Source organism: Mesorhizobium carmichaelinearum (assembly GCF_900199455.1).
Lineage (GTDB): Bacteria > Pseudomonadota > Alphaproteobacteria > Rhizobiales > Rhizobiaceae > Mesorhizobium > Mesorhizobium carmichaelinearum.
The window spans coordinates 231,049-256,687 of record NZ_FZQR01000009.1; the positions used below are offsets into that span (position 1 = coordinate 231,049).

A 25,639-nucleotide genomic window follows, 5' to 3' on the forward strand; every position below is an offset into this window, starting at 1 on the left:
CACAGGATATGAAAAAGGGCAGCCTTTTCTAAGATGGCTGCCCTTCCTGGTTCGGCCTTGCCGAATTCAGTCGGCTCAGCTCCCGAGAGCGGTCTTGACCGCTGCCGCGGCATCGCCACCGTCGAAGGTGGTCACGCCGGCGAGCCATGGCTTGACCGCGTCCGGGTTCTTCTTAAGCCAGTCGGTCGCCACCGTGGCGGCGTCGCCACCCTTGAGGATCGCGTCCATCATCTGGCCTTCCATGTCCAGATTGAACTTCAAATTGGCGATGAACTTGCCGGCATTCGGGCACTCGGTGGTGTAGCCCTTGCGCACATTGGTGAACACGGTGGCGGCGCCGAAGCCGCTGTCGCCCATGCCGTCGAGATACGTGATCTTCATGGCGCCCATCACCGGATGCGGCGTCCAGCCGAGGAAGGCAATCCACTCATTGTTCTTCATCGACTGCTCGGCCTGCGTCAGCATGCCGGCCTCCGAGGATTCGACCAGCTCGAAGCCGTCGAGATTGTCCTTCGGGTTCTTGATCATGTCGAGGATGATGCGGTTGCCGTCATTGCCGGCTTCGATGCCGTAGATCTTGCCGTTGAACTTGTCCTTGAACTTGCCAAGGTCGGTCAGCGACTTGACGCCGGCGTCCGCGACATAGGTCGGCACGACGATGCCATAGCCGGCGCCGGTCAGGTTCGTGCTGATGGTCTCGACCGAGCCATCGGCGGTGTAGTCCTTGATGTCGTTGGTCATCGACGGCATCCAGTTGCCGAGGAAGACATCGAGGTCCTTGTTCTTCAGCGAAGCCATGGTCACCGGCACCGACAGCTGGATCACCTTCGGCTCGTAGCCGAGCGCGGTGAGCAGCACCGAAGCAACCCCGGTGGTCGCCTGGATGTCGGTCCAGCCGACATCGGAAAGTCGCACGGTCTTGCAGCTTGCGGCGTCACCGGCGAAGGCGGCGCTCGTCGACAACAAAGCCGCCAGGCCGAGGCCGGCGGCGAAGGAATTCATACGCGACATAGACAGTCTCCCATTGTGATTCTTTGGCGAAGCGTAGTTACGGTTTCTCTGCCCGCCTTGTTTCGTCAGCCAAACACCATTCTGGTGTGGATTCAAGCGTTAAGGCAATCACGATCAACGGCGCGGACTGGCCAATGAGCGACACGGTTGACGCTTTTGTCGTGCCAGGCGCTTTTTTCAATGGCGAGCCCGCTTTTTCAGGGGAATGCGTTGGCGGCCCCTCCCCGCGCGGAGGCAAGTCAGCTTAAAAGATCGCATGGCCAAGCTCTACTTCAACTACGCGACGATGAATGCCGGCAAGACGACGATGCTGTTGCAGGCGTCATATAATTATCGCGAGCGCGGCATGACGACGATGCTGTTCGTCGCCGGGCACTACCGCAAGGGCGACAGCGGCCTGATCTCGTCGCGCATCGGGCTGGAGACCGAGGCCGAGATGTTCCGCGACGGCGACGATTTGTTCGCCCGCGTCGCCGAACATCACGACCACACGACGGTGCATTGCGTCTTCGTCGACGAGGCGCAGTTCCTTGAGGAGGAGCAGGTCTGGCAATTGGCCCGCATCGCCGACCGGCTGAACATTCCGGTCATGTGCTACGGCCTGCGCACCGATTTCCAGGGCAAGCTGTTTTCCGGCTCGCGCGCGCTGCTGGCGATCGCCGACGATCTGCGCGAGGTGCGCACCATCTGCCGCTGCGGCCGCAAGGCGACGATGGTCGTGCGCCTCGGCCCGGACGGCAAGGTTGCCCGCCAGGGCGAACAGGTGGCGATCGGCAAGGATGTCTATGTCTCGCTCTGTCGTCGCCACTGGGAAGAGGAAATGGGCCGCGCCGCGCCCGACGATTTCATCGGCTTCATGAAATCCTGACCCGCGATCCGCCTCAGGCCGCCGACACACGCCGTCGCGGAAACCGCCAGCCCAGCCGGACACCGAGCGTCGCCACGGCGATCAGCACCATGCCGGCCGCCTGCGCCGGCCCGAGCGGATGCCCATAGATCGCCCAGTCGATGATGATGGCAACGACCGGATAGATGAAGGTGATGATGCCGATCACCGGCGTCGTCAGGCGTGGAAAGGCGGAGTTCATCAGCACATAGGCAATGCCGGTGTGCAGCACGCCGATGCTGACCAGCCAGCCCCATGAATGCGCGGGAACATGCTCGCCGATTCCGGCGAAAGGCGCGAGCATGACAATCCCGACGATCGTCTGGCAAAGCACGGTGACCTCCGCGCGCTGCTGGCCCAGACCCTTGGCGAGGATCGTCGCCACCGCATAGAGCAGCGCGGCAACTAATGTCACAGCAATGCCCAGCGCCCATGCCGTGCTGGCCTGCGTATGCGAAACCACCAGCCCGCTGGCCAGCACGACACCAAGGAACGCGCCAAGCATCCACAGGATCTGGTCGAGCGAGATACGCTCCTTGAGGAAGACCACGCCGATGACGACCACGAAGAAGGGCTGCACGTGATAGACGATCGTCGTCGTGGCGATCGACGTCATGGCAAAGCCGGCGAAGAAGGCCGTCCAGCTCAGCACCATGCAGGCGCCGCCAAGCGCTGCCAGCGCCAGGCGGGACGGCGACAGCGTCCGGTCCGGCAAATAGCCCCGCAGCAGGCACCACGCGCCCAGGAACATGGCGCCGAACACGCAGCGCCAGAACACGATCGTCACGGGATGTAGCCCCGCTTCCGTCACGAAGGCGCCGACCGTGCCGGCGATCGTCATTGCAACGGCCAGGCTCGCGGCCGGAAAACGGGAAGTTGGCAGATCCTTCATCGAAGGTCCTCAAACGGGCAAGACTCATTTGGCCAGCAGGACAGCTTTCAAACAAGCGAATAGATTTGGAGACAGCTATTCGATATGCTGATAGCACCATGGCCGCTCCGCTTGACCTCAACCTCCTGAAAACCTTCGTCGCCGTCGTCGAGAGCGGCAGCCTGTCCAATGCGGCACCGCGGGTCGGCCGCAGCCAGTCGGCGGTCAGCATGCAGATGCAGCGGCTGGAGGAGATGGTGGGCAACCAGCTTCTGGTGCGCGGTCCCCGAACCGTCACGCCCAACGCCATCGGCGAGGATTTTCTCATCTATGCGCGCCGGCTGCTGAAGCTGTCGGATGAGGCCTGGGCGAGCGTCACCCGGCCGAAGGAGACGGGCAGCGTGCGCCTTGGCGTGCCGGACGACTATGCGGCCTTCCTGCTGCCACCCGTACTCTCACGCTTTGCCGAGGACCACCCGCTGGTGACGGTGGAACTGATCTGCGAACAGTCGACCGCGCTGGTGAAAACCCTGGCCGAGGGGAAACTCGACCTGGCGATTGTCACCCGCTTGCCGGACCAGCCGCTCGACGTCATCCGGCTGGAACGCTTCGTCTGGGTCGCCTCGCCCAACCATGTTGCCTGGCAGACCGATCCCTTGCCGGTCGCGCTGTTCGAGCCCGGCTGCGCCGCCAGGATGAGCGTCCTGCAGGCGCTTGGCGAAGCCGACCGGTCCTACCGTTGCACCTATTCCAGCGCCTCCCTGCTTGGCCTGATCGCGGTCGTACAGGCCGGGCTCGCCGTTGCTGGCCTCGCCCAGCGCAGCGTGCCCCAGTCGCTGCGCATCATTGGCGCCAATGAAGGGCTTCCCGCACTGCCGGATCTCGAAGTCGGCATCTTGCGCAACCCGCTGTCGACGACGCCGGCGGTCGATCGGCTGCATGATTTCCTGCGCCGCGACCTCGCACAGCAAGCCTGAGATCCTCGTCCGGTCGCACGGGATTGAGCGCCCGCCCGCCTATCCCCAATCCCGCCACGATGCAGCGTTTGTTAAGGCCTCGGCCCTATAAGGCCGTCAGCCAGAGCTCTCCGGGGTCAGCCATGCTTCGAGCCGTTTCCTCAGCCAGCCTTCTTCTCATTGCCACCTCGATTGCCGCCCATGCCGGCGGCGACCCCGTACAGGGCAAGCACGTTTTCAACCGCTGCATGGCCTGCCATGAAGCAGCCAGCGACCGCGACAAGGTCGGCCCGCATCTCAAGGGTGTCGTCGGCCGCACTGCCGGCACCGCGGAAAGCTTTCTTGGCCATTATTCCGAGGCCATGAAGGGCGCGGGCGCCGCCGGTCTCGTCTGGGACGAGGCAAATCTTGCTGAATATCTCCGGGCTCCCAAGCTCAAAGTTCCTGGCAACAAAATGGCTTTTGGCGGCCTGACCAATGATGACGACATCGCCAATGTCATCGCCTATCTGAAGGCCGATCCTAAGCCCTGAGCGAGCGCCGGCGTGGCACGCCGCATCGATATGTTTGCCTGCAACCGGTTCAATTCCCTGCCGAATTCAGCATCTCCGCATCGGTGGGGACCGGTTGCTTTGCCGGCATCAAAGTTCAATGACAGTTGAACTAGTTCCGACTTACCGGCTAATCACGCCATGACCCCACCTTCATTGTCTTTCAAGGCCTTGGCGGATTCTTTTGTTTTCACGCCGCCTCTATCTTCACGTCTTTCAATCCCCGGATGCCCCACATATATTCGCCGCTGTTCGCAACCAGCGACCGGAAGCCGAAGCGGGAGGCCCCTATGGCGACATTGCAGAATTTCGATGCCGAAATTGCCAAGACCAAGCAGGTCGTCCAGGACATGCGCACCAAGATCGAGCAGTCCGGCACCGTGCTCGACACGCTTGCCACCGCTGACAAGAAGATCGGCGACGCCAATTTCGACATCGAGAACGCCCGCATCGAGGATGTGCTGAAGCAGCAGAAGGTGATGGAAGGCAACATTGCCGACCTGATCATCGGCCTTGAGGACGCCACCAACGTCTTCGGCGCCGAGTTCGAGAGCATGAAGAACTACACCGGCTGGGAAAATTTCGTTGGCGTCTTTTCGGCGCAGCGCAAGCAGCGCCTGCGTACCGACCGCGTCCGCAACATGTCGCTGGCCGGCAATCTGCAGGAACTGCTGGCCAAGTCCGACACCATCGTCGGCATCCTCAAGGCGCAGAAAGAGGTCCTCGACCAGCGCTACAAAACCTCCGAGGCCAGCCTGTCGCAGGTGATCGAGCGCCGCAAAACCACCATGACCAACCTCGAAGCCGTGCAGAAGCGCATCGAGGAACTCAACCCGATGCTGCTCGACATCGAGAACAAGATCGCCGCCTCGACGAGCCAGAAGGACCGCACGCAGCTCGAGGGCGAACGCTCGAAACTGGCCACCGAGTACAACGAGAAGCAGGCCAAGGAGCAGGAACTGCTGGCCGAAAGCCAGACGCTCGAGCGCTACACCTCGATGTTCCAGACCTTCGTCGATTCGCTCAACAACCAGATCGCCGCGCAGTCGACACTGATCAACAAGCTGACCATCGATACCGAGCAGCGCATCGTGCTCTACAAGGCGCTGGAAGATTCGCTGAAGACCGCCGCCCAGCAGGATGTCGCCCACAAGATCAACACGCTGGGCAGCCAGGTCGACAACACGGCGGAAGAAACCATGGCCGGCATCGGCGCCGCCTCGCAGAAGCACATCGGCGATCTGCTCGAAATGCATGAGAAGAACATGGTCGCCAGCGCCGATATCCAGCGCCGCAAGAAGCTGGCCGACGATGCCTTCGCCCGCCGCTTCGACGAGGTGCTGAAGAAGCACAATTCGGCCAACTACGTGCAGTCATAATTGCCGCGCGCACCGGTGCGACAATCCCAGGGCTGACAGCATGACCCCCGAAAACGACGCGGCGGCGCGGTATTTCTCGGCAATCACGGCCGCGCTCAGCGGCCTTGAAGTGTTCATGCGCGACGACCGCTCGCCGCTCTACCGGCACGGCATCGTCGCCAAGATCGTTGCCGAATACATCGCCCGGCTCGACAAGTCCTTCTCCTGCTGGCGCAACCGGCTGGGCTTCATGGACACGTTCCGCATTTCGCGCGCCGAAAGCGGTTTTCCTGTCTTCCAGAACCTGCTCGAACTGGAAAACGACCGTCGCCAGGCCGACAGCCGGCTCGCCAACATCCCGCTGGCCGGCGAGCTCCGCGAGGAGATGGCCGACTTCATCCTGCGCCACAAGGAATTCCCCGAGGCGCTGCAGAAGTCGATGGCCGAGCGGCTCTATCTCGAGGACGTCAAGAGCGAGCAGACTTTTGGGCCGTTCACGCTGGCGCAGACCGCCAAGGTCTCGGTCAATCCGAAGACGGCACGACCCTATTATCTCGTCCATTGGGCGACCTTCGACGGCAGCGCCAACCTGCCCCTGGTCTACATGGTGACGGTGGAAGATTCCTCGGAAAGCATGATCCGCCAGCTCGTCGACAGCAACGGCAAGCTCAACGACAAAGTCGACATTCCGCTGCCGGTCGACGGCCTGCTCAATCCCGAGCTTGCCCATCGTTTCGACGATTTCACCGAGAAGAACTCCGCCTACACGCTGTCGCCGGCGACGATTGCGGTGAACCTCGACAAGGATTTCGAGCCGCTGCACCCCAAGCAATTGCGCCGTGTCGTGCTCGGCCCCTTCTATTCGGCGGGGATTACCGACAACAATTCGACGGTGACCGAAGTGCTGGCCAAGGTGCGCAAGCCCGAAAACGCCTGGCTGCTGACCTGGACCATCCAGGAGGTCTATTCCAAGGGCGAGAAGCCCGGCCGCAAGGGGCTGTTTTCCAGCGAAAAGACGACGCAGGAATTCTTCATCAACACCGATGATCTGGAAGCCGCACGCCAGGGTGTGTCGAGCTATGAGAACCACGCACTGATCCCGCACGAGGCCTACCAGGCGCTCTACGCCGCCGGCGAAGCACAGAAGATATTCGGCGGCTACAAGGTCCACATCCTGTCTAACGGACAGGTCATCTCAGACGTCTGACCGTCACACCACGGAGCACACTTCATGGACACCGGCCTGACCACCATCCCGGAAGCGACGATCGAAAAGCACCGCGCCACCGCGCAGAGCTTCATCACCCGCATCGTCGTGCTGGAGGATCCGTCGCGCGAATCCGGCACTGCCTTGGCCGGCACCAACCGCCGCTTCGTCTCCACCGTCTCGGTCGGCTCGGTGCGCCGCACCCGCGAGGTCGAGCTCACGAAGACCGTCGGCGCCGTCCATCCCGACGACCAGTTGCTGACCATTCCGCAGCACACGCTTCTGTTCCGCGCCCGGCGCGGCACGGCGATTGCGCTCGCCATATCGGACGTCTTCGCCGAAGGCTCCGACCTCGAAAGCCTGCAGGCGAAAAACACCCGCGCGCCGCTCGAAGGCGATGAGGCGTCGACCTTCAAGAAACTCCTGTCGGCCTCGGCCTACATCTCGGCGTTCAGCCTCGCCTCCTATCTGTTCCAGCTGATCGACAGCGATGGCGAAGCGCCCAACGACATCCCCGAGCCGGACTTTCTATTCGATACGCCGCAGGACGCGGTGAAGTCGATCCTCGCCGGCCTCGACAAGGCGGTTACCGGCGCGTCCGACGATGCCGACCTGGTGACCCGGGCACGCGCCTTTGCCCGTGTCGCCATCGACGGGCTGCTGGCCAGAAAAGGCCGCTTCGACGGCATCGGCCCGTTCGAGAACGCCCATATCCGCATCGATGCCGATGATTTCACCCTCGACGGTTTCGACGTTGCGCCGGGCAAACGCTCCAAGCCACTGGTGATGACCTTCAAGAAGCCCGAAGAGGTCGTCGGCAACCACATCGCCAAATACCAGTCGGTCAAGCTCGCCAAGATGCTGATGGCCTATGATTTCGAGCGCGAGCTGAACCCGTTTGTCGAGCTTGGCGGCTTCCTGTTCACCTTCATCGGCGACGGCGCCCCCGGCACCGGCAAGACGACTTTGATCCAAATGATCGCCGGCCTCGTCAACGGCTACTGCCAGGTCGCCGGCTATCCCTTCGCCTATGAGAATTTTGGCGTCGACCAGATCTCGTCCTATCAGGGCAAATCAGGCCAGAATTGCCGCCAGTTCATCAACAATGTGCTCAACCCGCGCGTCATCGGCTTCGGCACCATCGACGACATCGACCAGGTCGCGGCGCGCCGCTCCGACGACCGCGCCTCGGCGGGCCAGCAGGAAATCACCGGCGTCCTGATGGATGCCTTTGCCGGCGCGTCAACCGTGGTGCGCGGCAACTGCTCGTTCGGTATGTTCTCCAACTATCCGGAAAATGTCGACGATGCGCTGCGCCAGCGCGCCGGCGCCCGCTGGCTGGTCGACGGCCCGCAGACTCGCGACGACTATATCGACATCTTCGTGCTGCTCGCCGGCAAGAACCACGAGATCCCTCTGGGCAAGCACGAGCTCTACGCCGCGCAGGAAATCCAGCGCGCTGTCGAGGAGGCCTATGAGGAGCATGAAAAGCCGCAGGAAGACGGTCTGATGAAGGTCTACGAGCGCTACATGAAGGAGAATGGCGCGCCCAAGACCATGGCCGACATCGGCACCTATCTGCACCTGATCAAGGACGCCGAGCCGCGCTTCACCGGCCGCGCCATAAAGAACGTCACCGACGCCATCAAGATGCGCGCCATGGACATCGAGCTTCCCGACGACTGGTTCGAGAAGCCGGAAGCCTTCATGCACAAGGGCTATGACGAGAAGAAAGCGATGATCGAGGAATTGCGCGGCCCGTTCTCGATGGACATGGTCATGCAGGAGATCAACCGCTACGCCGACAGCGAGTTCCGCTATTCCGACAAGTCCGACGACGCCGCTGTGGAAAAACTGCTGCGCGACGCGAGGTTGCGTGAGAGGGCGGCGCGCGAGATGGAGGAGATGAAGAAGAAGGGCAATTGGTGATCTTTCCTTCTCCCCGTTTACGGGGAGAAGGTGCCCGAAGGGCGGATGAGGGGCAGCGCCATGCGTGAAGAAATGAGCCAAAAGTGGCGAGAGCCCGCGAGTTGCGGAAAGTTGAGAACGATGCCGAGGAACGGCTTTGGCATGAGCTGCGTGGACGGCGATTGAATGGCTACAAGTTTGTTCGTCAGCTGCCGATCGGTCCGTATTTCGCAGACTTCGCCTGCCGTGAAGCCAATCTGGTTGTGGAAGTCGATGGAAGCCAGCATGCAAATCGATCTCATGATCGATACAGGGATGAGACCATGAATAGGAACGGCTGGTCGGTGTTGAGGGTTTGGCATTCTGATGTCCTCACGGTCCATAAGAGCGTGCTGGATACGATTGTTGCGGCCTTGGACGGTCGGTTGGATCGCAAGATGATTGGTATCGACGCGAAGTTTTTGCCCGCCTCAACGTCGGGTGAAAAATGATGAGCGCCGGCGCTGCCCCTCATCCGCCCTTCGGGCACCTTCTCCCCGTAAACGGGGAGAAGGAAAGGTGAGCAAAAAACCCGACCTGCTGCGCGACAACGAACTCATCTACGGCCGACTGCTCACCGTCGACGAGCCGCATCTCATCCAGCGCTACAACAAGGCGCTGGCGGCGTTTGGCCTCAAGCCCACCAAGCTGAAAAGCTTCCAGATCGACCGCACCGGTTTCTCGCCCGAGATCGCCGATGAATGCGGCGACCCCGACTATCTCGACCCCAACGAGGTCAACCGCCGCTTCATCATCCTGACGCCGTCGCAGATCGACCTGCCGGTGGTGCACACGGCCTTCTCCAACACCTCGCAACTGATGTTCGAGTTCATGTCCAAGAACCAGCGCGCCATCGACGCGCTGACCATCAAGGATGTCATCTACGGCGAGATCGAGGATTCCGTTCCCAAGGTCAACGACATCGAGGATCTGCTGTCGATCAACCAGGTCGAGTTCAAGGTGCTGTCGGCCGAGGACGTGCTGGGCAAGGCCGCCGAACTCGGCAAGCTGGTCGACCGGCTGAAGCAGGAGCCCGACGCCTGGCGCGACAACGCCATGCTGACCCGCATGGTGGAGCTGGCCAAGGTCTGCGGCGATATCCGCGAGAACGCGCTGGTCCCCGACCAGGTGATCTTCCGCCACAACGCCTACTGGACCAGCCATTTCGGCGGGCTCTACGTCTTCGTCGATCCCGGCATGACGACCGTGATCAGCGATCCTGCCGCCCCGGGCTTTCGCCGGTCGCGGCCATGGCAGGTCAGCTATCTCTCGATCAACGACGCCGACAAGGTCTTCAAGTTCCTCGCCAGTACCGGCCGCATCGAACTGCCGCGCGCCTCCTGGATCGAAGCCTCGGGCTATCTCGAGCACCGCGCCGAGATGGTGGTGCGCGCGCTGATCCGCGACGCCGAGCCGAACCGCAATCTGACCGATGTCGACAAGGTCTGGCTGCAGACCTGGATCCAGAGCCATGCCGACCTGATCACCAAGGACGGCAATTTTCCTTTCCTCAACGCCGCCAAGCGCGAGATCGCCCAGCTTGGCCATCTCAAGATCGACGATGTCTTCCCGCAGCAGCGCTTCCTGGTGATCCGCGCCAAGCCCGACCACCCCGACGCCTGGCTGACCAACCGGCTGATCTCGGATTTCGTGCCGAGCGACTTCGTCTCGCGCTACATCTTCAACAAGCAGGGCTTCTACAAGGACTATGACGGCTTCAGCGACGCCTGGAGATCGCATGTTGTGGACGTTCTGAAAACCACATATTTGAAGGACAAGGTGGCGTTTCGCACACGCCTCTACGGCCTGACTGACTAGAACGAAATGAACCGTCATTTCGTTCTAACTTATTGTTTGGCGCATGATTTTATCCAAAAAGTCTGCAACTTTTTGGCATCATGCTTTGAGGGGATGACACAGCCATGCTCGATCCGATCGTGAACTTCTTCACCCGGATTTTCCAATGGATCGGCCGCGGCATCGGCCTGTTGATCGGCGCTATCCTGTGGCCGTTCCTATGGGCGGGCAGCTGGTACACGCAGCGCGGCTGGATCCTCAAGGCCATGGTCGGCTTGGCCGTGCTGGTGCTGATCGGCCTCTATGCCAATTTCTTCTATGCCACGCAGTGGTGGAACAAATTCAACCCGAACTACCCTGACACCTACACGTTCGAGAAACGCAATGTTTCCGCCGGTGAGCAGGTGGCCGCCGGGACCGGCACCGACACGGCAAAGACTTGCGGCAACTCCGGCATCGCCCAGGTGGCCGCCGATCTGACCGACTTCAACGTCAACCAGAATGCCTGGATCTCGTCGATGATCCTCTACAAGCTCGGCCTGTTCGGCATCGACTGGGACGATACGCCGTGGATGGACAACAAGGCCTCGTTCCAGCGTGGCATCAACCAGGCGGTGCGACGCACCGCGACCGAGCTTGCGGACAATCTCGGCCGCGTGCGCACGACCTCGCAGATCGATGCCGACCTGCAGGACGCGCGCGGCAATCTGCAGTTCGACGAATACACCTGGTATTTCGGCGTCAGCCCGTTCGGCCCGAAGACGCCGACGCCGAGCTATTACCGTGACGCGGTGCGCAAGCTGCGCTCGTTCAACGCACGGCTGGCCACCTGCCAGGCCACTTTCGATGCCCGCGCCGACAATCTGAAGCAGTATATCGACCGTATCGCGTCGGACATCGGCTCGACTTCCGCCATTCTCAAGGAGCGCGCCGAAAACCACAACAATGGCTGGTTCGACACCCGCGCCGACGACCGCTACTGGTTCGCCTACGGCCAGCTCTATGCCTATTACGGCCTGATGAAGGGTGCCCAGGCCGATTTCGAGGACGTCATCAAGGAAAAGCACCTGCAGAGCCTGTGGGACACGATGGACGCGCAGTTCGTCTCGGCGCTGCGCATCCAGCCCTTCATCATCGCCAATGGCCGCGAGGATGGCTGGCTGTTGCCGACGCACCTGACGACGATGGGCTTCTACATCCTGCGCGTCCGTTCCAACATGGTCGAAATCAGCAACGTGCTGACGCAGTAAGGCTGCTTAGCCCGCAATCCGGCGATGGCGAATTTGCGCCGTCGCCTCTGTCGCATTCCGTGCATTGTGCGGCTGTTTTGAGACGGCGGAAGCGCCCCTGCTCTGGCTTCTATACGGCGCGGCAAGCGGAGCCAGAAAGAACCGAGGACAGGTCGGCCGGCCGCAAAAGAATTTTCTCTATAGGAAACATAGTTGCATGGAAGTTGACGCCACGGCAGCGACAGGGTTAGAACATGCCCGCGCGCCCGGTTCCAACCTGCTTGCGAGTGAGATCAACCCCGTCCCCTCCACAGTCCAATCCAGAGGAAAGCCGTCATGGCCGAAGTGAAGTCCGACATCGAGATCGCGCGCGCCGCCAAGAAAAAGCAGATCCAGGAGATCGGCCAGAAGATCGGCATCCCGACCGAACATCTGCTGCCCTATGGCCATGACAAGGCCAAAATATCCGCCGAGTTCATCAAGTCGGTGAAGGGCAACAAGGACGGCAGGCTGATCCTGGTCACCGCCATCAACCCGACCCCGGCCGGCGAAGGCAAGACCACCACCACCGTCGGCCTCGGCGATGGCCTCAACCGTATCGGCAAGAAGGCGATCGTCTGCATCCGCGAAGCCTCGCTCGGCCCGAATTTCGGCGTCAAGGGCGGTGCCGCCGGCGGCGGCTATGCACAGGTCGTGCCGATGGAAGACATGAACCTCCACTTCACCGGCGACTTCCACGCCATCACCACCGCGCACAATCTGCTTTCGGCGCTGATCGACAACCACATCTACTGGGGCAATGAGCTCGGTATCGACACCCGCCGCGTGGTGTGGCGCCGCGTCATGGACATGAACGACCGGGCGTTGCGCGAGATGATCTGTTCGCTCGGCGGCGTCGCCAACGGCTTTCCGCGCGAGGGCGGCTTCGACATCACCGTCGCCTCGGAAGTCATGGCCATCCTGTGCCTGTCCACCGACCTGAAGGATCTGGAAAAGCGCCTCGGCGACATCATCGTCGCCTACCGCCGCGACAAGTCCCCGGTCTACGCCCGCGACCTGAAGGCCGACGGCGCCATGGCCGTGCTTTTGAAGGACGCCATGCAGCCGAACCTGGTGCAGACGCTGGAGAACAACCCGGCCTTCGTCCATGGCGGCCCGTTCGCCAACATCGCCCATGGCTGCAACTCGGTCGTCGCCACCACGACGGCGCTCAAGCTCGCCGACTATGTCGTCACCGAAGCCGGTTTCGGCGCCGACCTCGGCGCTGAAAAGTTCTTCGACATCAAATGCCGCAAGGCGGGTCTGAAGCCAGCGGCGGCCGTCATCGTCGCCACCGTGCGCGCCATGAAGATGAATGGCGGCGTCAAGAAGGAAGACCTCGGCAAGGAAAACATCGAGGCGGTGAAGAAGGGCTGCGCCAATCTCGGCCGCCACATCGAAAACATCCGCCAGTTCGGTGTACCGGCTGTGGTTGCCATCAACCACTTCTATTCCGACACCGATGCCGAAATCCAGGCGATGAAGGACTATGTCGCCTCGATGGGCGAAGAGGCCATCCTGTGCAAGCACTGGGCCAAGGGCTCGGCCGGCATCGAAGAACTCGCCAACAAGGTGGTGGCGCTGGCCGAATCCGGCGCCTCGCAATTCGCGCCGCTCTATCCCGATGCGATGCCGCTTTTCGAGAAGATCAATACCATCGTCCAGCGCATCTATCGCGGCTCGGAAGCGATCGCCGACAAGTCGGTGCGCGACCAGTTGCACGCCTGGGAGCAGGCCGGCTATGGCCATCTGCCGGTTTGCATGGCCAAGACCCAGTATTCCTTCTCGACCGACCCGAACCTGCGCGGCGCGCCGACCGGCCACACCGTGCCGGTGCGCGAGGTCAGGCTTTCGGCCGGTGCGGGCTTCGTCGTCATCATCTGCGGCGAGGTCATGACCATGCCCGGCCTGCCCAAGGCGCCGTCCTCGGAGAAGATCTTCCTCAACGAAATGGGCCAGATCGAAGGCCTGTTCTAAAAATCCTTCAATCCAATGGCAAAGGGCGCCGCAGCGATGCGGCGCCCTTTTCTGTTTCCAGGAATATTACGCCGCGTTGCGCGCCAGCGCCCGCTGGTTGGAGGCGTAGATCGTGTCGCGCTCCGGCAAAGCGCCGGTCTTCAGGCACTCGACCCATTCGGCGGTCTTCAGCACTGCGGCGAAGCGCGACTGCAGGATAATCGTCACCACGCGGTGGATCTCCTCTGCCGAGGCATAGCCGGCACTGTTGGCATAGGGGACCGAGCCGGTCGCGTCGGACAGGAACTCGACGGCAAAGCCCGCATGCACGGCATGGATGATGGTCGACAGGTCGCAATTATGCGTCATGTAGCCGACCACCGTGATCGTATCGATGGCATTGGCGCGCAGCCACGCCTCGAGGTCGGTGCCGGTGAAGGCCGAGGGCAGCATCTTCTCGACATAGTGGTCGCGGCCGCGCCTGGCGATCTCGGGGTGCAGTTCGCCGCCGTGACTGCCCTTGGCGAAGAACGGCGAGGTCTCGGGTGCCATCTGCTTGACGACCACGACCTTGATGCCGGCGGCCGCGGCTGCATCCATGGCGCGCGCCACATTGACGACGCTGTCACGGAACGGCGGATGCTGGATGGCCAGATTGCCGCCATCATAATCGTTCTGGACGTCAACGACGATCAGTGCGCGGCGCGGCGTGGTGTTGGCTGGGGCAGACATGGTGTTTCCTTTCCGGTTGAATGCGATGGACCGAAGATAGGCGGGGATTCAGGTCACCGAAAGTGTCCCGATTGACATCATTCGAAAGAATTGGGACAATCCACTTTTCGATGCTGGAAGCAGCCATGATTGATCCGATCATTGCCGTCCTCGCCTTCGACGGCATCAGCCCGTTCCATCTTTCCGTGCCGTGCCTGGTGTTTGGCGAGGACAGGACCGCTCTCGGCCTGCCGCGCTTCGAGTTCCGCATCTGTGCGCTCAAGGCCGGCCCCGTCCATACCGAAGCCGGGCTGACGGTTGCCGCGCCGCACGGGCTCGACGGGCTCGATGGCGCCGACATCGTCATCATCCCAAGCTGGCATCATCTCGGCGAGCCACCATCGCCGCTGCTGATAAAGGCGCTGCGCCAGGCGCACGAGCATGGCGCATTGATCGTCGGCCTGTGTCTCGGGACCTTTGCCATCGCCGCTGCCGGGCTGCTTTCAGGTCGCGGTGCGGCGACGCACTGGGCCTATGCCGAGCGGCTGCAAAAACTCCATCCCGACATCGCTGTCGATGCCACGGTGCTCTATGTCGACAATGGCGATGTGGTGACCTCGGCGGGCGTCGCCGCCGGCCTCGACTGCTGTCTCCACATCGTGCGCGCCCGTTATGGCGCCGAGGCGGCGTTGCGGCTTGCCCGCCAGATTGTGCTGTCCCCGCATCGGCAGGGAGGGCAGGCACAATTCATCGAGCATCCAGTGGCAAAAAGCGCGGATGCAGACCGCTTCACCCAGGCCCTCGACGCCGTACGCGCCACACTCGGCGAAACCCACAGCCTCGACGGCGTCGCCGAGGCTGCCGGGCTGACGCGGCGCACCTTCACCCGCCGCTTCCAGAAATCGATCGGCACCAGTTTTGGCGACTGGCTGACCAGCCAGCGCATCGAACTGGCGCAACGCTTGCTGGAAGCCACGGAGAAATCGATGGACATCGTGGCCTTCGAAGCAGGCTTCGGCAGCGCCACCTCGCTGCGCCAGCATTTCGCCGCGAGACTGAGGACATCGCCGGCGCAATACCGGCGGGAGTTTTCCAGGCGGGCGGATCAGGACGAGCGGATGGCGCACGCCTGATCGCCTAAACGGGAATTCAGCCGCGCTTGACCGCCCGCGCCGGATTGCCAACCACCGTGGTGTTGGCAGGCACGTCACGCGTCACCACGGCACCAGCCCCGACGATGGCGCCCTCGCCGATGCTGACGCCGCCGAGGATGACCGCGCTGCCGCCGATCCAGGCATGGGCGCCGATCTCGACCGGCCTGGCGATCTCCAGTCCCGCTTGCCGCCCGGCTGCGTCCTTGTGGTGCTCGGCGCAATAGATCTGCACATTGGGGCCGAGCAGCGTCCCCTTGCCGATGCGCACGCTTGCCGTATCGAGGATGGTGCAGCCGGCATTGAGGAAGACGCTGTCGCCGAGAAAGATGTTGAAGCCATAGGCGCAGTGGAACGGCGCCTCGATGCGGGCGCCCTCACCCGCGCCGCCGAGCAATGCCTTCAGGCCCGGCCCGAGATTGCCGCGCTGCCGCGGCGGCAGCGAGTTGTGCTCGAAGACCGCGTCGCGCGCCGTAGCGCGCAGCGCCTCCAGTTTGTCATCGAGGCAAGTGTACCATTCGCCGGCCGCCATCTTCGCGCGCTCGCTTCCAGCCATGGCGGGTCTCCAATTCACGTCATTGCAAAGCACAAATGCAGCCGGCACAAAAGCGTCGACGCAACTAGTGGCCAAATATCGGACCTATGGTAGCCTGCCCATTCAGGGCTGTCTCGGCCCGGGATCGAGGGGATCATCATGCTCTATCTTCTTGCACTTCTGATCGGCGTCATTGCCGGTCTGCGCGCCATGACCGCGCCGGCGGCGGTCGCCTGGGGCGCGTATCTCGGCTGGCTGCCGGTTGCCGGCACCTGGGCGAGCTTCATGAGCCATTGGGCCGCTGTCGGCATCTTCACCATCCTCGCCATCGTCGAGCTGGTCACCGACCAGCTGCCGTCGACGCCGAGCCGTAAAGTGCCGCAGCAGTTCGGCGCCCGCATCATCATGGGCGCCTTCACCGGCGCGGTCATCGGCGCGACGGGTGGTTCCACCATAGGCGGCCTGATCGCCGGCGCCATCGGCGCCGTCATCGGCACGTATGGCGGGGCCGAAGCGCGCGGCCGGCTGGCGGCCGCCTTCGGCAAGGATCAGCCCGCCGCCTTCATCGAGGACGCGGTGGCGATCATCGGCGGCCTGCTGATCGTGGCGGCGGTGGCATGACGGCAAAAACTTTCGACGCCATCATCATTGGCGCCGGACAGGCCGGCACACCGCTCGCCGGCAGGCTGAACGCAGCCGGCATGAGCGTGGCGCTGATCGAGCGCAAGCTGGTCGGCGGCACCTGCGTCAACACCGGTTGCATCCCGACCAAGACGATGGTGGCGAGCGCCTATGCCGCGCATCTGGCGCGGCGCGCCGCCGATTATGGCGTGACGCTCGGTGGCCCTGTCGGCGTCGACTATAAGGCGATCAAGGCGCGCAAGGACAAGGTTTCGGGCGCCTCCCGCACCGGGCTGGAAACCTGGATCGCCGGCATGGACAAATGCACGCTCTATCGCGGCCATGCGCGCTTCGAATCCGCCAATACGGTGCGTGTCGGTGACGACCTTCTGACCGCCGACAAGATCTTCCTCAACACCGGCGGCCGCGCCTCGGTGCCCGACCTTCCCGGTATCCACGACATCGACTACCTAACCAATTCCTCGATGATGGATCTCGACGTCCTGCCGCGCCATCTGGTCGTCGTCGGCGGCAGCTACATCTCGCTCGAATTCGCACAGATGTTCCGCCGTTTCGGCAGCGAAGTCACCGTCATCGAGAAGAGCCCGCGCCTGACCGGCCGAGAGGACGAGGACGTCTCGGCCACCATCCTGTCGATCCTCGAAAATGAAGGCATCGCGGTCCATGTCGGCGCCGACGACATCGGCTTCGCCAAACAGGGCGGCGATATCGCCGTGACCTTCTCGGCCGGCAAGCCACCGGCCGTCGGTTCGCATGTGCTGCTGGCGCTGGGGCGCACCCTCAACACCGACGATCTCGGCCTCGACAGAGCCGGCGTCGCCGTCGACAAACGCGGTGCCATTATCGTCGACGACCAGTTGCGCACCAGCGTACCGGGCATCTGGGCGATGGGCGACTGCAATGGCAAGGGCGCCTTCACCCACACCTCCTACAATGACTATGAGATCGTCGCCGCCAATCTGCTCGACAACGACCCACGCAAGGTCAGCGACCGCATCGAGGCCTATGCGCTCTACATCGACCCGCCGCTCGGCCGCTGCGGCATGACCGAGGCGGCGGTGAAGAAATCCGGACGACGCGCGCTGGTCGGCCAACGGCCGATGACCCGCGTCGGCCGCGCAGTCGAAAAGGGCGAGACGCAGGGCTTCATGAAGATCCTCGTCGATGCCGACACGCGGGAGATCCTCGGTTGCTCCGTGCTTGGTCCCGGCGGCGACGAAGCGGTGCATTGCGTGCTCGATTTGATGTACGCCAAGGCACCGATCGACACCCTGGCGCGCGCGATGCACATCCATCCCACTGTCTCGGAGCTCCTGCCCACCATTGCCCAGGAGCTGAAGCCGCTGGCCTGAGGCACGTCAAGCTCTGGACTTTCTGCATTGGTGCATTGCAGCAATGTGCATTGCGCATAGCTCAACTCCTCGCGCAATCTCCAAATTGAACCGATTCAGTCTGGACGCTCCATGCCTTTGCCGATTCTTGCGCTTGCCATTGCGTCCTTCTGCATCGGCACCACCGAATTCGTCATCATGGGCCTGCTGCCCGAGGTCGCCGCCGATCTCGGCGTGTCGATCCCGTCGGCCGGCCTGCTGGTCACCGGCTATGCACTCGGCGTCGTTTTCGGCGCACCGATCGTCGCCATGGCCACTGCGCATTTGCCACGCAAGCCAGTGCTGGTCGGGCTGACAGCTTCATTCGTCGTCGGCAATCTGCTCTGTGCCATCGCGCCTGATTATTGGACGCTGATGGCGGCGCGTGTCTTCACCGCTTTTGGCCACGGCGCTTTCTTCGGCATCGGCTCGGTCGTTGCCGCCAGCCTGGTGCCGCGCAACAGACGAGCCAGCGCCATGGCGCTGATGTTTGCCGGCCTGACGCTTTCCAACATTCTGGGTGTTCCCGCCGGCACGGCACTTGGCAAAGCTTTCGGCTGGCGCTCCACATTCTTCGCCGTGGTCGGCATCGGCCTGATCTCGGTCGCTGCCATCGCCTGGCTGGTGCCGTCCGATGTCGCGGAACCAAGCGGCGGCGGCCTGCGCGGCGAGTTGCGCGTGCTGGGCAAATTGCAGGTCTGGCTGGCGATGCTGATCGCCTCGCTGGCCTCGGCCAGCCTGTTTGCCGTGTTCACCTACATAAAACCCTACCTGACCGACGTATCCGGCCTGTCGACCTCTGCAGTCACCTGGGTGCTCCTGCTGTTCGGCGCCGGCATGACGATCGGCAACACATCATTGGTGGGCGGCTGGCGGACTGGAAACTGATGCCGACGGTGATCGGCACGCTGCTGTTGATGGCGGTCCTGTTTGTCGGTTTCATGCAGTTCGGCGCCATCGCCAGCGTCGCGATCGGCATCGTCTTCCTCTGGGGCCTGCTCATCTTCGTCGTCGTGCCGCCGCTGCAGATCCGCGTCGTCGAGGCCGCGTCCGAAGGACCGAACCTTGCCGCGACGCTGAACCAGGGCGCCTTCAATGTCGGCAATGCCAGCGGTGCCTGGATCGGCGGCGTGGCCCTCTCGGCCGGCGTTTCCTACGCCCACCTGCCGCTGGTCGGCGCCGTGCTCGCCTTGCTGGCGGTCACCGTCGCGGTGCTGTCGCAAGCCTTGGACCGGCGCGCGCCCGTTCCGCTTCAGGCGGCAGCCGAATAGGCCCTTGCGCCCATAGCGCGGCAGGCTGGACCAATCGACATCGGCACTCTCAAATGGGCATGTCTTCTTGCTCTTGATGGAGGAAGTCATGCAGAAATCGATCGAACGCATCGCCGGTGACAGCGAGGGCGTTTCCTACGAATTCCCGGTGTTTCGCTTCACAGGCAGCGACAAGGCGGCGCCCTCGGCCTATCTGCAGGCCGCCCTCCATGCCGGCGAACTGCCGGGCGTCGTCGCCATCGACGCGCTGGTGCCGGCGCTGAACAAGGCCGCAGCCGAAGGCCGCATCAAGGGCAACATCACCATCGTGCCCTGGGCCAACCCGATCGGCCGCGCACAATATCATTTCGGCGAACACCAGGGCCGCTTTCACCTGGGCACCCGCACCAATTTCAACCGCGCCTTTCCGCTGCTTGCCGCGCCCGATGCCAAGCTCTTGCCCGACACCAGCTTTGGCGGCGCCGATCAGCGGCTGAAGTCACGCCTGGTGCAGCTGTCGCTCGGCCACGACATCGTGCTCGACCTGCATTGCGACGACGAGGGTCTTGCTTATCTGTACATCCACACCAGCCTGTGGCCAGCCATGGCCGATTGCGCCGCCGCCATGGGCGTCGATGCGGTGGTGTTGTGGAGCGAGGACACCGACGGCACCTTCGAGGGCGCCTCGATCATGCCCTACCAGAACGTCCCCGCCGACGTCGCGAAGTTCGACCGTCGCGTCGCCACCACGGTCGAATATCGCGGCATCCTCGACGTCGATGGCGCGCTCGCCGCTGCCGACGCCGAAGGCCTCTACCGGCTGCTGGTGGCGCGCGGCGTGATCGCCGACAGCACGCTCCTTGCACCCGGCTCGTTCCAGGGCGTTGTCGCCCCGTTGGAGAACATCGACATGATGCCGGCTCCCCGCGCCGGCGCTGTCCTCTACGACGTAAAGCCCGGCGACCGGGTCGCCCGCGGCGCGCGCCTCGCTACGGTCGTCCACGCGCCGGGCGAAGCTGATGGCCGTACGGAAGTGTTCGCGCCGCAGGACGGCATCATCCTGACCCGCCGCTCGCGCCGCATCATCCGCGCCGGCGAGGACCTGCTGAAGCTGGTCGGCGACAGGAAGAGCACCGATGCCAGGTCGGGTACGCTGGAGGATTGACCTAACCTGAGATCGCCAACCGCGCCTTGGCCTCCAGCCATTCGGCCATCTGCCGATACGGCACCGGGCCGTGGCTGATGCGAGCGACGCCGAGTTCGGCCAGCCGCTGGCGCGGCGGCACATGCGCCAGCGCTATGATGTTGACCGGCAGGTTCGTCGACTTGCAGAGCGTCTCGATCAGGCCCTCGTCACCAAGACCCGGTGCAAAGAAGCCGCTTGCGCCTGCCTTCTGATAGGCATGCGCCCGCTCGATCGCCTGGTCGAGTAGCGCCTTGTCATGCGCATCGGGCTTGGCCTTGAGGAAGATGTCGGTGCGGGCGTTGAGGAAGGCCGGGATGCCGGAGGCCTTGACGGCGGCCGCGGCCGCTTCGATCCGCGTCGCCTGCACGGCGATGTCGTGCAACCCTGCGCCACCGACGATCTGGTCCTCGAAATTGAAGCCGATGGCACCAGCCTGCAGGGCGCGCGTCACCGTCTCGGCAACGACTTCAGGCTCGACCCCATAGCCGCCCTCGAGATCCATGGTCACCGGCAGGTCGACCGCCGCGACGATACGCTTGATGTTGTCGAGCGCCAGCTCCAGCGGGATCTTCTCGCCATCGGCATAACCGAAGGCGGCCGCGACTGGCCAGCTTCCGGTGGCAATCGCCTTGGCGCCCGCCTTCTCGACGATCTTGGCCGAGCCCGGATCCCAGGCATTGTAGAGAACGATCGGGTTGCCCTTGACGTGGAGGGAATGGAACGTCCGCGCGCGCTCGGCCTGATCGGTCATTGGTGTTTTCCCGTCTTGGTATTGTTGGAAGTCCAGCCTAGCCGGGACCGCCAGCCCTGGCGATGTGCCATGAGCCCGAGAAGCGGCGGCCACTAGACAGCCTTTCAAACCTGTTGCGCATCCGGTTTTTCGCCGCTATGGATTTCGCCATGAACATGCGTTCGACCAAGACCATTTGGTGGTGGGCCTGCTGACAGCGGCCTGTTCGAACGCGCGTGCGTGAAAGAGAGGGTGGCCGCAACGGAAAGTCCGGGCGGCCATTTGTTTTTTAAAAGCCAGTCCCGGGTCCGTTGCCCCAACAAGCCAGATGGAGACGGCAATGACGATGAAGGTTCTGGAAAACGGCGCTGAAAGCTTCGTGACCGCGGGTGGCATCACCATTACGCGTGAGCGCCACGACCGGCCCTATGCGGGTGCGATCGACGCCTATGTCGATGGTTTGAACGCGCGCCGGGGTGCGGTGTTTTCCTCCAATTACGAATATCCCGGCCGCTACACGCGCTGGGACACCGCCATCATCGATCCACCGCTGGTCATCTCGGCGCGTGGACGCGCCATGCGCATCGAAGCGCTGAACCGCCGCGGCGAGGCGCTGCTGCCGGTTATCGGCAAGACGCTGGGCGGCCTTGCCGACATCACAATCGCCGAGACGTCGAAGACACTGATCCGCCTCGACGTTGCCAAGCCCGGCCGTGTCTTCACCGAAGAGGAGCGCAGCCGCGTCCCTTCGGTCTTCACCGTGCTGCGCGCCATCACCGCTTTGTTCAAGACCGAGGAAGACGCCAATCTCGGCCTCTATGGCGCCTTCGGCTACGACCTTGCCTTCCAGTTCGACCCGGTCGACTACAAGCTCGAGCGCAAGCCGAGCCAGCGCGACCTCGTGCTGTTCCTGCCCGACGAGATCCTGGTGGTCGACCATTATTCGGCGAAGGCCTGGACCGACCGCTACGATTATTCAGGCGAGGGTTTTTCGACCGAAGGCCTGTCGCGCGACGAAATCGCCGAGCCGTTCAAGACCGCCGACCGCATCCCGCCGCGCGGCGACCATGAGCCCGGCGAATACGCCAACCTGGTGCGCAAGGCGATGGATAGTTTCAAGCGCGGCGACCTGTTCGAGGTGGTGCCCGGGCAGATGTTCTACGAGCGCTGCGAGACGCAGCCGTCCGAGATTTCGCGCAAGCTGAAGTCGATCAACCCCTCGCCCTATTCCTTCTTCATCAATCTCGGCGAAAACGAATATCTGATCGGCGCCTCGCCCGAAATGTTCGTGCGCGTCAATGGCCGCCGCGTCGAGACCTGCCCCATCTCCGGCACCATCAAGCGCGGCGACGATGCGATTTCGGATTCTGAGCAGATCCTGAAGCTGCTCAACTCGAAGAAGGACGAGTCCGAGCTTACAATGTGCTCGGACGTCGACCGCAACGACAAGTCGCGGGTCTGCGAGCCGGGCTCGGTGCGCGTCATCGGCCGCCGCCAGATCGAGATGTATTCGCGCCTAATCCACACCGTGGACCACATCGAGGGCCGCCTGCGCGAAGGCATGGATGCCTTCGACGCCTTCCTGTCGCACGCCTGGGCGGTCACCGTCACCGGCGCGCCGAAACTGTGGGCCATGCGCTTCATCGAGCAGAACGAGAAGAGCCCGCGCGCCTGGTATGGCGGGGCGATCGGCATGGTCAATTTCAACGGCGACATGAACACCGGCCTCACCTTGCGCACCATCCGCATCAAGGACGGCATCGCCGAAGTGCGCGCCGGCGCCACGCTGCTGTTCGACAGCATTCCCGAGGAAGAAGAAGCCGAAACCGAACTGAAGGCATCCGCCATGCTCTCCGCCATCCGCGACGCCAAGATGGGCAATTCCGCCAGCACCGAGCGCACCACCGCGCGTGTCGGCGACGGCGTCAACATCCTGCTCGTCGACCACGAAGACAGTTTCGTCCACACGCTCGCCAACTACTTCCGCCAGACCGGCGCCAATGTCTCGACCGTGCGCACGCCGGTGCCGGAGGAAGTGTTCGAGCGGTTGAAGCCCGACCTCGTCGTGTTGTCGCCCGGACCGGGCACGCCGAAGGATTTCGATTGCGCCGCCACCATCAAGAAGGCCCGCGCCCGCGACTTGCCGATCTTCGGCGTCTGCCTTGGCCTGCAGGCGCTGGCCGAGGCCTATGGTGGGGAGTTGCGCCAGCTGCATATTCCGATGCATGGCAAGCCCTCGCGCATCCGCGTCTCGAAGCCGGGCATCATCTTCTCCGGCCTGCCCAAGGAAGTCACTGTCGGCCGCTACCACTCAATCTTCGCCGATCCGGTGCGGCTGCCCGACGATTTCATCGTCACGGCCGAGACGGAGGACGGTGTCATCATGGCCTTCGAGCACCGCAAGGAGCCGATCGCCGCGGTGCAGTTCCACCCGGAATCGATCATGACGCTCGGCCACAATGCCGGTATGCGCATCATCGAGAACATCGTCGCCCACTTGCCGCGCAAGGCCAAGGAAAAGGCAGCCTGACCGCGATGGCCGAAGCCGAGAACACAATGGCGATCGCGGCCAAGGCGGCCGCGAGGCGCAAGGTCGCCAACCTTGCCTTCTGGTCGATCGTGGTCGCCTTTGTCGTGCTCGCGCTGAAAGCCGCCGCCTGGTACGTGACCGGCTCTGTCGCGCTCTATTCCGATGCGCTGGAATCGATCGTCAACGTCATTGCCTCGGGCGCCGCCTTCTGGGCGATCCAGGTCAGCTACAAGCCGGCCGACCAGGATCACCCCTTCGGCCATCACAAGGCCGAGTATTTTTCGGCGGTGCTCGAAGGCGTGCTGATCGTGCTCGCCGCGCTTTTGATCCTCAACGAGGTCTGGCGCTCCTGGCAAGCGCCGGCACCCCTTGAAAAGCCGTGGAACGGCCTTGCTGTCAACGGCATCGCCACGGTCATCAATGCCTTCTGGGCCTGGACGCTGATCCGCGCCGGCAGGGCCGAAAAGTCGCCGGCGCTGGTCGCCGACGGCAATCACATCATGACCGACGTCGTCACCTCGATCGGCGTATTCGGCGGCCTGGTCGGAGCGATCCTGACCGGCTGGCAGATCCTCGATCCGGCATTGGCCGTGATCGTCGCGCTCAACATCCTGTGGCAGGGCTGGCATGTCATCGGCTCGTCGATGAACGGCCTGATGGACCGCGCGGTCGACACCCAGGAGCATATGCACATCCGCGACGTCATCTCGGCCAATTGCAAGGGCGCGCTGGAGGTGCATGACCTCAAAACCCGCATCGCCGGCCGCGCCACCTTCATCGAGTTCCATCTGGTCGTCGATGCCGACATGTCGGTTGGCGCGAGCCACGTCATCTGCGACCGCATCGAGGATGCGCTGAAAGCCGAAATCCCCTCGGTGCGCGTCACCATCCATGTCGAGCCCGACGACGAGGCGAAGCTGCCGAAAGGCACGACGGCCGTGCCGTTCGCATAGCCGGCATGGCCCGCAGTTTCAACTTTGATGCCGTCAAATGGTCCGGTCAAACATCAGCACACCCCGCTTGGCGCGGTATAGCCTGCCTGGACGCTTTCGGGGGGCCGGCGCTTCAAATTCGTCGGTCGCTTCCACGACTTCGAGTTCAGCGATCTTTCTGCGAAACGAGCTCGTGTCGAGGTTTACCCCCATCACCTGCTCGTAAACTTCCTGCAGCGCCGGCAGCGTGAATTTTCTCTCCAGCAATTGCATGGGAAGGGTCGAATAGGCCCCTTTGCCGCGCAGCCTGCCAACGGCAGCATCCAGAATGTCGCTGTGATCGAAAGGCAGCCCCCTCACCTCATCCACCGGCCTCAGCATGAGAGCAGTGCTGTCAACCAGTCGAACCGCCGGAACCAGCGCCATATAGGCAATCGAAACCGACCAGCCTCGCGGGTCCCGCAGCAGGCCCGCGAAACTGGCCAGCTGTTCGAAATAGATTTTTTTCAGGCCGGTCTTTGCCATGAGCACGCGCGCCACGGTTTCATCCACGTCCTTGTCTTCATCGACATGGACAAAACCACCGATCAGCGCCTCCTCGCCTTCAAAAGGCGGCACCCGACGCCTTGCGAGCGCGACGTGAAGGCGGCGGTCGACGATGGTCAGCAAGACCACATCAGCGGTGACGATCGGCTTCTCGAAATTGTCTGCCTGCATTCTTCGAGCCCGCCCCTGCGCTGCGTTTAGCAAATCAGTAACATCAAGTTTGCAATTTGCAAAATGCAACTTGCAAA

At 63.0% G+C, this 25,639-nt stretch carries 22 protein-coding genes and 1 pseudogene; 17 read left to right on the forward strand and 6 right to left on the reverse strand.

The features are described from left to right. Positions 1-75: 75 nt before the first annotated feature. Complete coding sequence (locus tag CKW40_RS21900) at positions 76-1,011, reverse strand: choline ABC transporter substrate-binding protein (RefSeq protein WP_095201936.1); 936 nt, start codon at positions 1,009-1,011, stop codon at positions 76-78. Positions 1,012-1,267: 256 nt separating this feature from the next. Here CKW40_RS21900 and CKW40_RS21905 point away from each other — a divergent pair, with 256 nt between their 5' ends. Further along, entirely contained in the window at positions 1,268-1,879 is a 612-nt protein-coding gene (locus CKW40_RS21905) for a thymidine kinase (protein ID WP_095201937.1), read from the forward strand. 13 nt (positions 1,880-1,892) lie between these two features. Here the strand turns inward: CKW40_RS21905 and CKW40_RS21910 are convergent, their stop codons facing one another. Then, positions 1,893-2,789 (reverse strand): DMT family transporter, encoded by an 897-nt coding sequence (locus CKW40_RS21910; RefSeq protein WP_095201938.1) that lies wholly within the window; start codon positions 2,787-2,789, stop codon positions 1,893-1,895. 98 nt (positions 2,790-2,887) lie between these two features. Here CKW40_RS21910 and CKW40_RS21915 point away from each other — a divergent pair, with 98 nt between their 5' ends. The 9 genes from CKW40_RS21915 (at position 2,888) to CKW40_RS21955 (ending at position 13,829) form a co-directional block, all read left to right on the forward strand. Continuing rightward, entirely contained in the window at positions 2,888-3,745 is an 858-nt protein-coding gene (locus CKW40_RS21915) for a LysR substrate-binding domain-containing protein (RefSeq protein ID WP_095201939.1), read from the forward strand. Positions 3,746-3,867: 122 nt separating this feature from the next. Next, a complete protein-coding gene (locus tag CKW40_RS21920) occupies positions 3,868-4,257 on the forward strand; it encodes a c-type cytochrome (RefSeq protein ID WP_095201940.1) in 390 nt (129 codons plus the stop codon). 308 nt (positions 4,258-4,565) lie between these two features. Beyond that, entirely contained in the window at positions 4,566-5,654 is a 1,089-nt protein-coding gene (locus CKW40_RS21925; RefSeq protein WP_095202028.1) for a hypothetical protein, read from the forward strand. 40 nt (positions 5,655-5,694) lie between these two features. Beyond that, positions 5,695-6,840, forward strand: a complete 1,146-nt coding sequence (locus CKW40_RS21930; RefSeq protein WP_095201941.1) for a hypothetical protein — start codon at positions 5,695-5,697, stop codon at positions 6,838-6,840. Between the two features lie 24 nt (positions 6,841-6,864). Then, positions 6,865-8,769, forward strand: coding sequence for an AAA family ATPase (locus tag CKW40_RS21935; RefSeq protein ID WP_095201942.1), 1,905 nt, complete (start codon positions 6,865-6,867; stop codon positions 8,767-8,769). A gap of 83 nt (positions 8,770-8,852) precedes the next feature. After that, positions 8,853-9,239 (forward strand): endonuclease domain-containing protein, encoded by a 387-nt coding sequence (locus CKW40_RS21940; RefSeq protein ID WP_095201943.1) that lies wholly within the window; start codon positions 8,853-8,855, stop codon positions 9,237-9,239. Positions 9,240-9,306: 67 nt separating this feature from the next. Continuing rightward, a complete protein-coding gene (locus CKW40_RS21945; RefSeq protein WP_095201944.1) occupies positions 9,307-10,605 on the forward strand; it encodes a DUF6638 family protein in 1,299 nt (432 codons plus the stop codon). 104 nt (positions 10,606-10,709) lie between these two features. Then, positions 10,710-11,834 (forward strand): DUF2333 family protein, encoded by a 1,125-nt coding sequence (locus CKW40_RS21950; protein ID WP_095201945.1) that lies wholly within the window; start codon positions 10,710-10,712, stop codon positions 11,832-11,834. Positions 11,835-12,149: 315 nt separating this feature from the next. After that, the gene (locus CKW40_RS21955; RefSeq protein ID WP_095201946.1) at positions 12,150-13,829 is read left to right on the forward strand and encodes a formate--tetrahydrofolate ligase; all 1,680 of its coding nucleotides are present in this window, start codon (positions 12,150-12,152) and stop codon (positions 13,827-13,829) included. 66 nt (positions 13,830-13,895) lie between these two features. Here the strand turns inward: CKW40_RS21955 and CKW40_RS21960 are convergent, their stop codons facing one another. Further along, positions 13,896-14,540: a cysteine hydrolase family protein gene (locus CKW40_RS21960; RefSeq protein ID WP_095201947.1), complete on the reverse strand. Its 645-nt coding sequence runs from the start codon at positions 14,538-14,540 to the stop codon at positions 13,896-13,898. A 125-nt stretch (positions 14,541-14,665) separates the two neighbouring features. On the opposite strand from CKW40_RS21960, the gene CKW40_RS21965 reads away from it, so the two are divergent. Beyond that, a complete protein-coding gene (locus CKW40_RS21965) occupies positions 14,666-15,652 on the forward strand; it encodes a GlxA family transcriptional regulator (RefSeq protein ID WP_095202029.1) in 987 nt (328 codons plus the stop codon). A gap of 16 nt (positions 15,653-15,668) precedes the next feature. On the opposite strand, the gene CKW40_RS21970 is transcribed toward CKW40_RS21965, so the two are convergent. Next, a complete protein-coding gene (locus CKW40_RS21970; protein WP_095201948.1) occupies positions 15,669-16,226 on the reverse strand; it encodes a sugar O-acetyltransferase in 558 nt (185 codons plus the stop codon). A gap of 138 nt (positions 16,227-16,364) precedes the next feature. Here CKW40_RS21970 and CKW40_RS21975 point away from each other — a divergent pair, with 138 nt between their 5' ends. The 4 genes and pseudogenes from CKW40_RS21975 to CKW40_RS21990 all read left to right on the forward strand — a co-directional run bounded on the left by CKW40_RS21975 (position 16,365) and on the right by CKW40_RS21990 (position 20,632). After that, positions 16,365-16,826 (forward strand): DUF4126 domain-containing protein, encoded by a 462-nt coding sequence (locus CKW40_RS21975; RefSeq protein ID WP_095201949.1) that lies wholly within the window; start codon positions 16,365-16,367, stop codon positions 16,824-16,826. Then, a complete protein-coding gene (locus tag CKW40_RS21980; protein WP_095201950.1) occupies positions 16,823-18,199 on the forward strand; it encodes an FAD-containing oxidoreductase in 1,377 nt (458 codons plus the stop codon). The genes CKW40_RS21975 and CKW40_RS21980 overlap by 4 nt, the downstream gene beginning before the upstream one ends. A gap of 111 nt (positions 18,200-18,310) precedes the next feature. Beyond that, positions 18,311-19,488, forward strand: a pseudogene (locus CKW40_RS21985) (MFS transporter). Positions 19,489-19,576: 88 nt separating this feature from the next. Continuing rightward, a complete protein-coding gene (locus tag CKW40_RS21990) occupies positions 19,577-20,632 on the forward strand; it encodes a M14 family metallopeptidase (protein ID WP_095202030.1) in 1,056 nt (351 codons plus the stop codon). Position 20,633: 1 nt separating this feature from the next. On the opposite strand, the gene CKW40_RS21995 is transcribed toward CKW40_RS21990, so the two are convergent. Next, positions 20,634-21,404 (reverse strand): isocitrate lyase/PEP mutase family protein, encoded by a 771-nt coding sequence (locus CKW40_RS21995; protein WP_095201951.1) that lies wholly within the window; start codon positions 21,402-21,404, stop codon positions 20,634-20,636. A 319-nt stretch (positions 21,405-21,723) separates the two neighbouring features. Between CKW40_RS21995 and CKW40_RS22000 the strand changes: the two genes are divergently transcribed. Together CKW40_RS22000 and CKW40_RS22005 are read left to right on the forward strand one after the other, a co-directional pair. Beyond that, entirely contained in the window at positions 21,724-23,913 is a 2,190-nt protein-coding gene (locus tag CKW40_RS22000) for an anthranilate synthase (protein WP_095202031.1), read from the forward strand. Between the two features lie 5 nt (positions 23,914-23,918). Continuing rightward, entirely contained in the window at positions 23,919-24,866 is a 948-nt protein-coding gene (locus tag CKW40_RS22005; protein WP_095201952.1) for a cation diffusion facilitator family transporter, read from the forward strand. Positions 24,867-24,899: 33 nt separating this feature from the next. On the opposite strand, the gene CKW40_RS22010 is transcribed toward CKW40_RS22005, so the two are convergent. Further along, positions 24,900-25,562 (reverse strand): NUDIX hydrolase, encoded by a 663-nt coding sequence (locus CKW40_RS22010; protein WP_095201953.1) that lies wholly within the window; start codon positions 25,560-25,562, stop codon positions 24,900-24,902. Between the last annotated feature and the right edge of the window lie 77 nt (positions 25,563-25,639).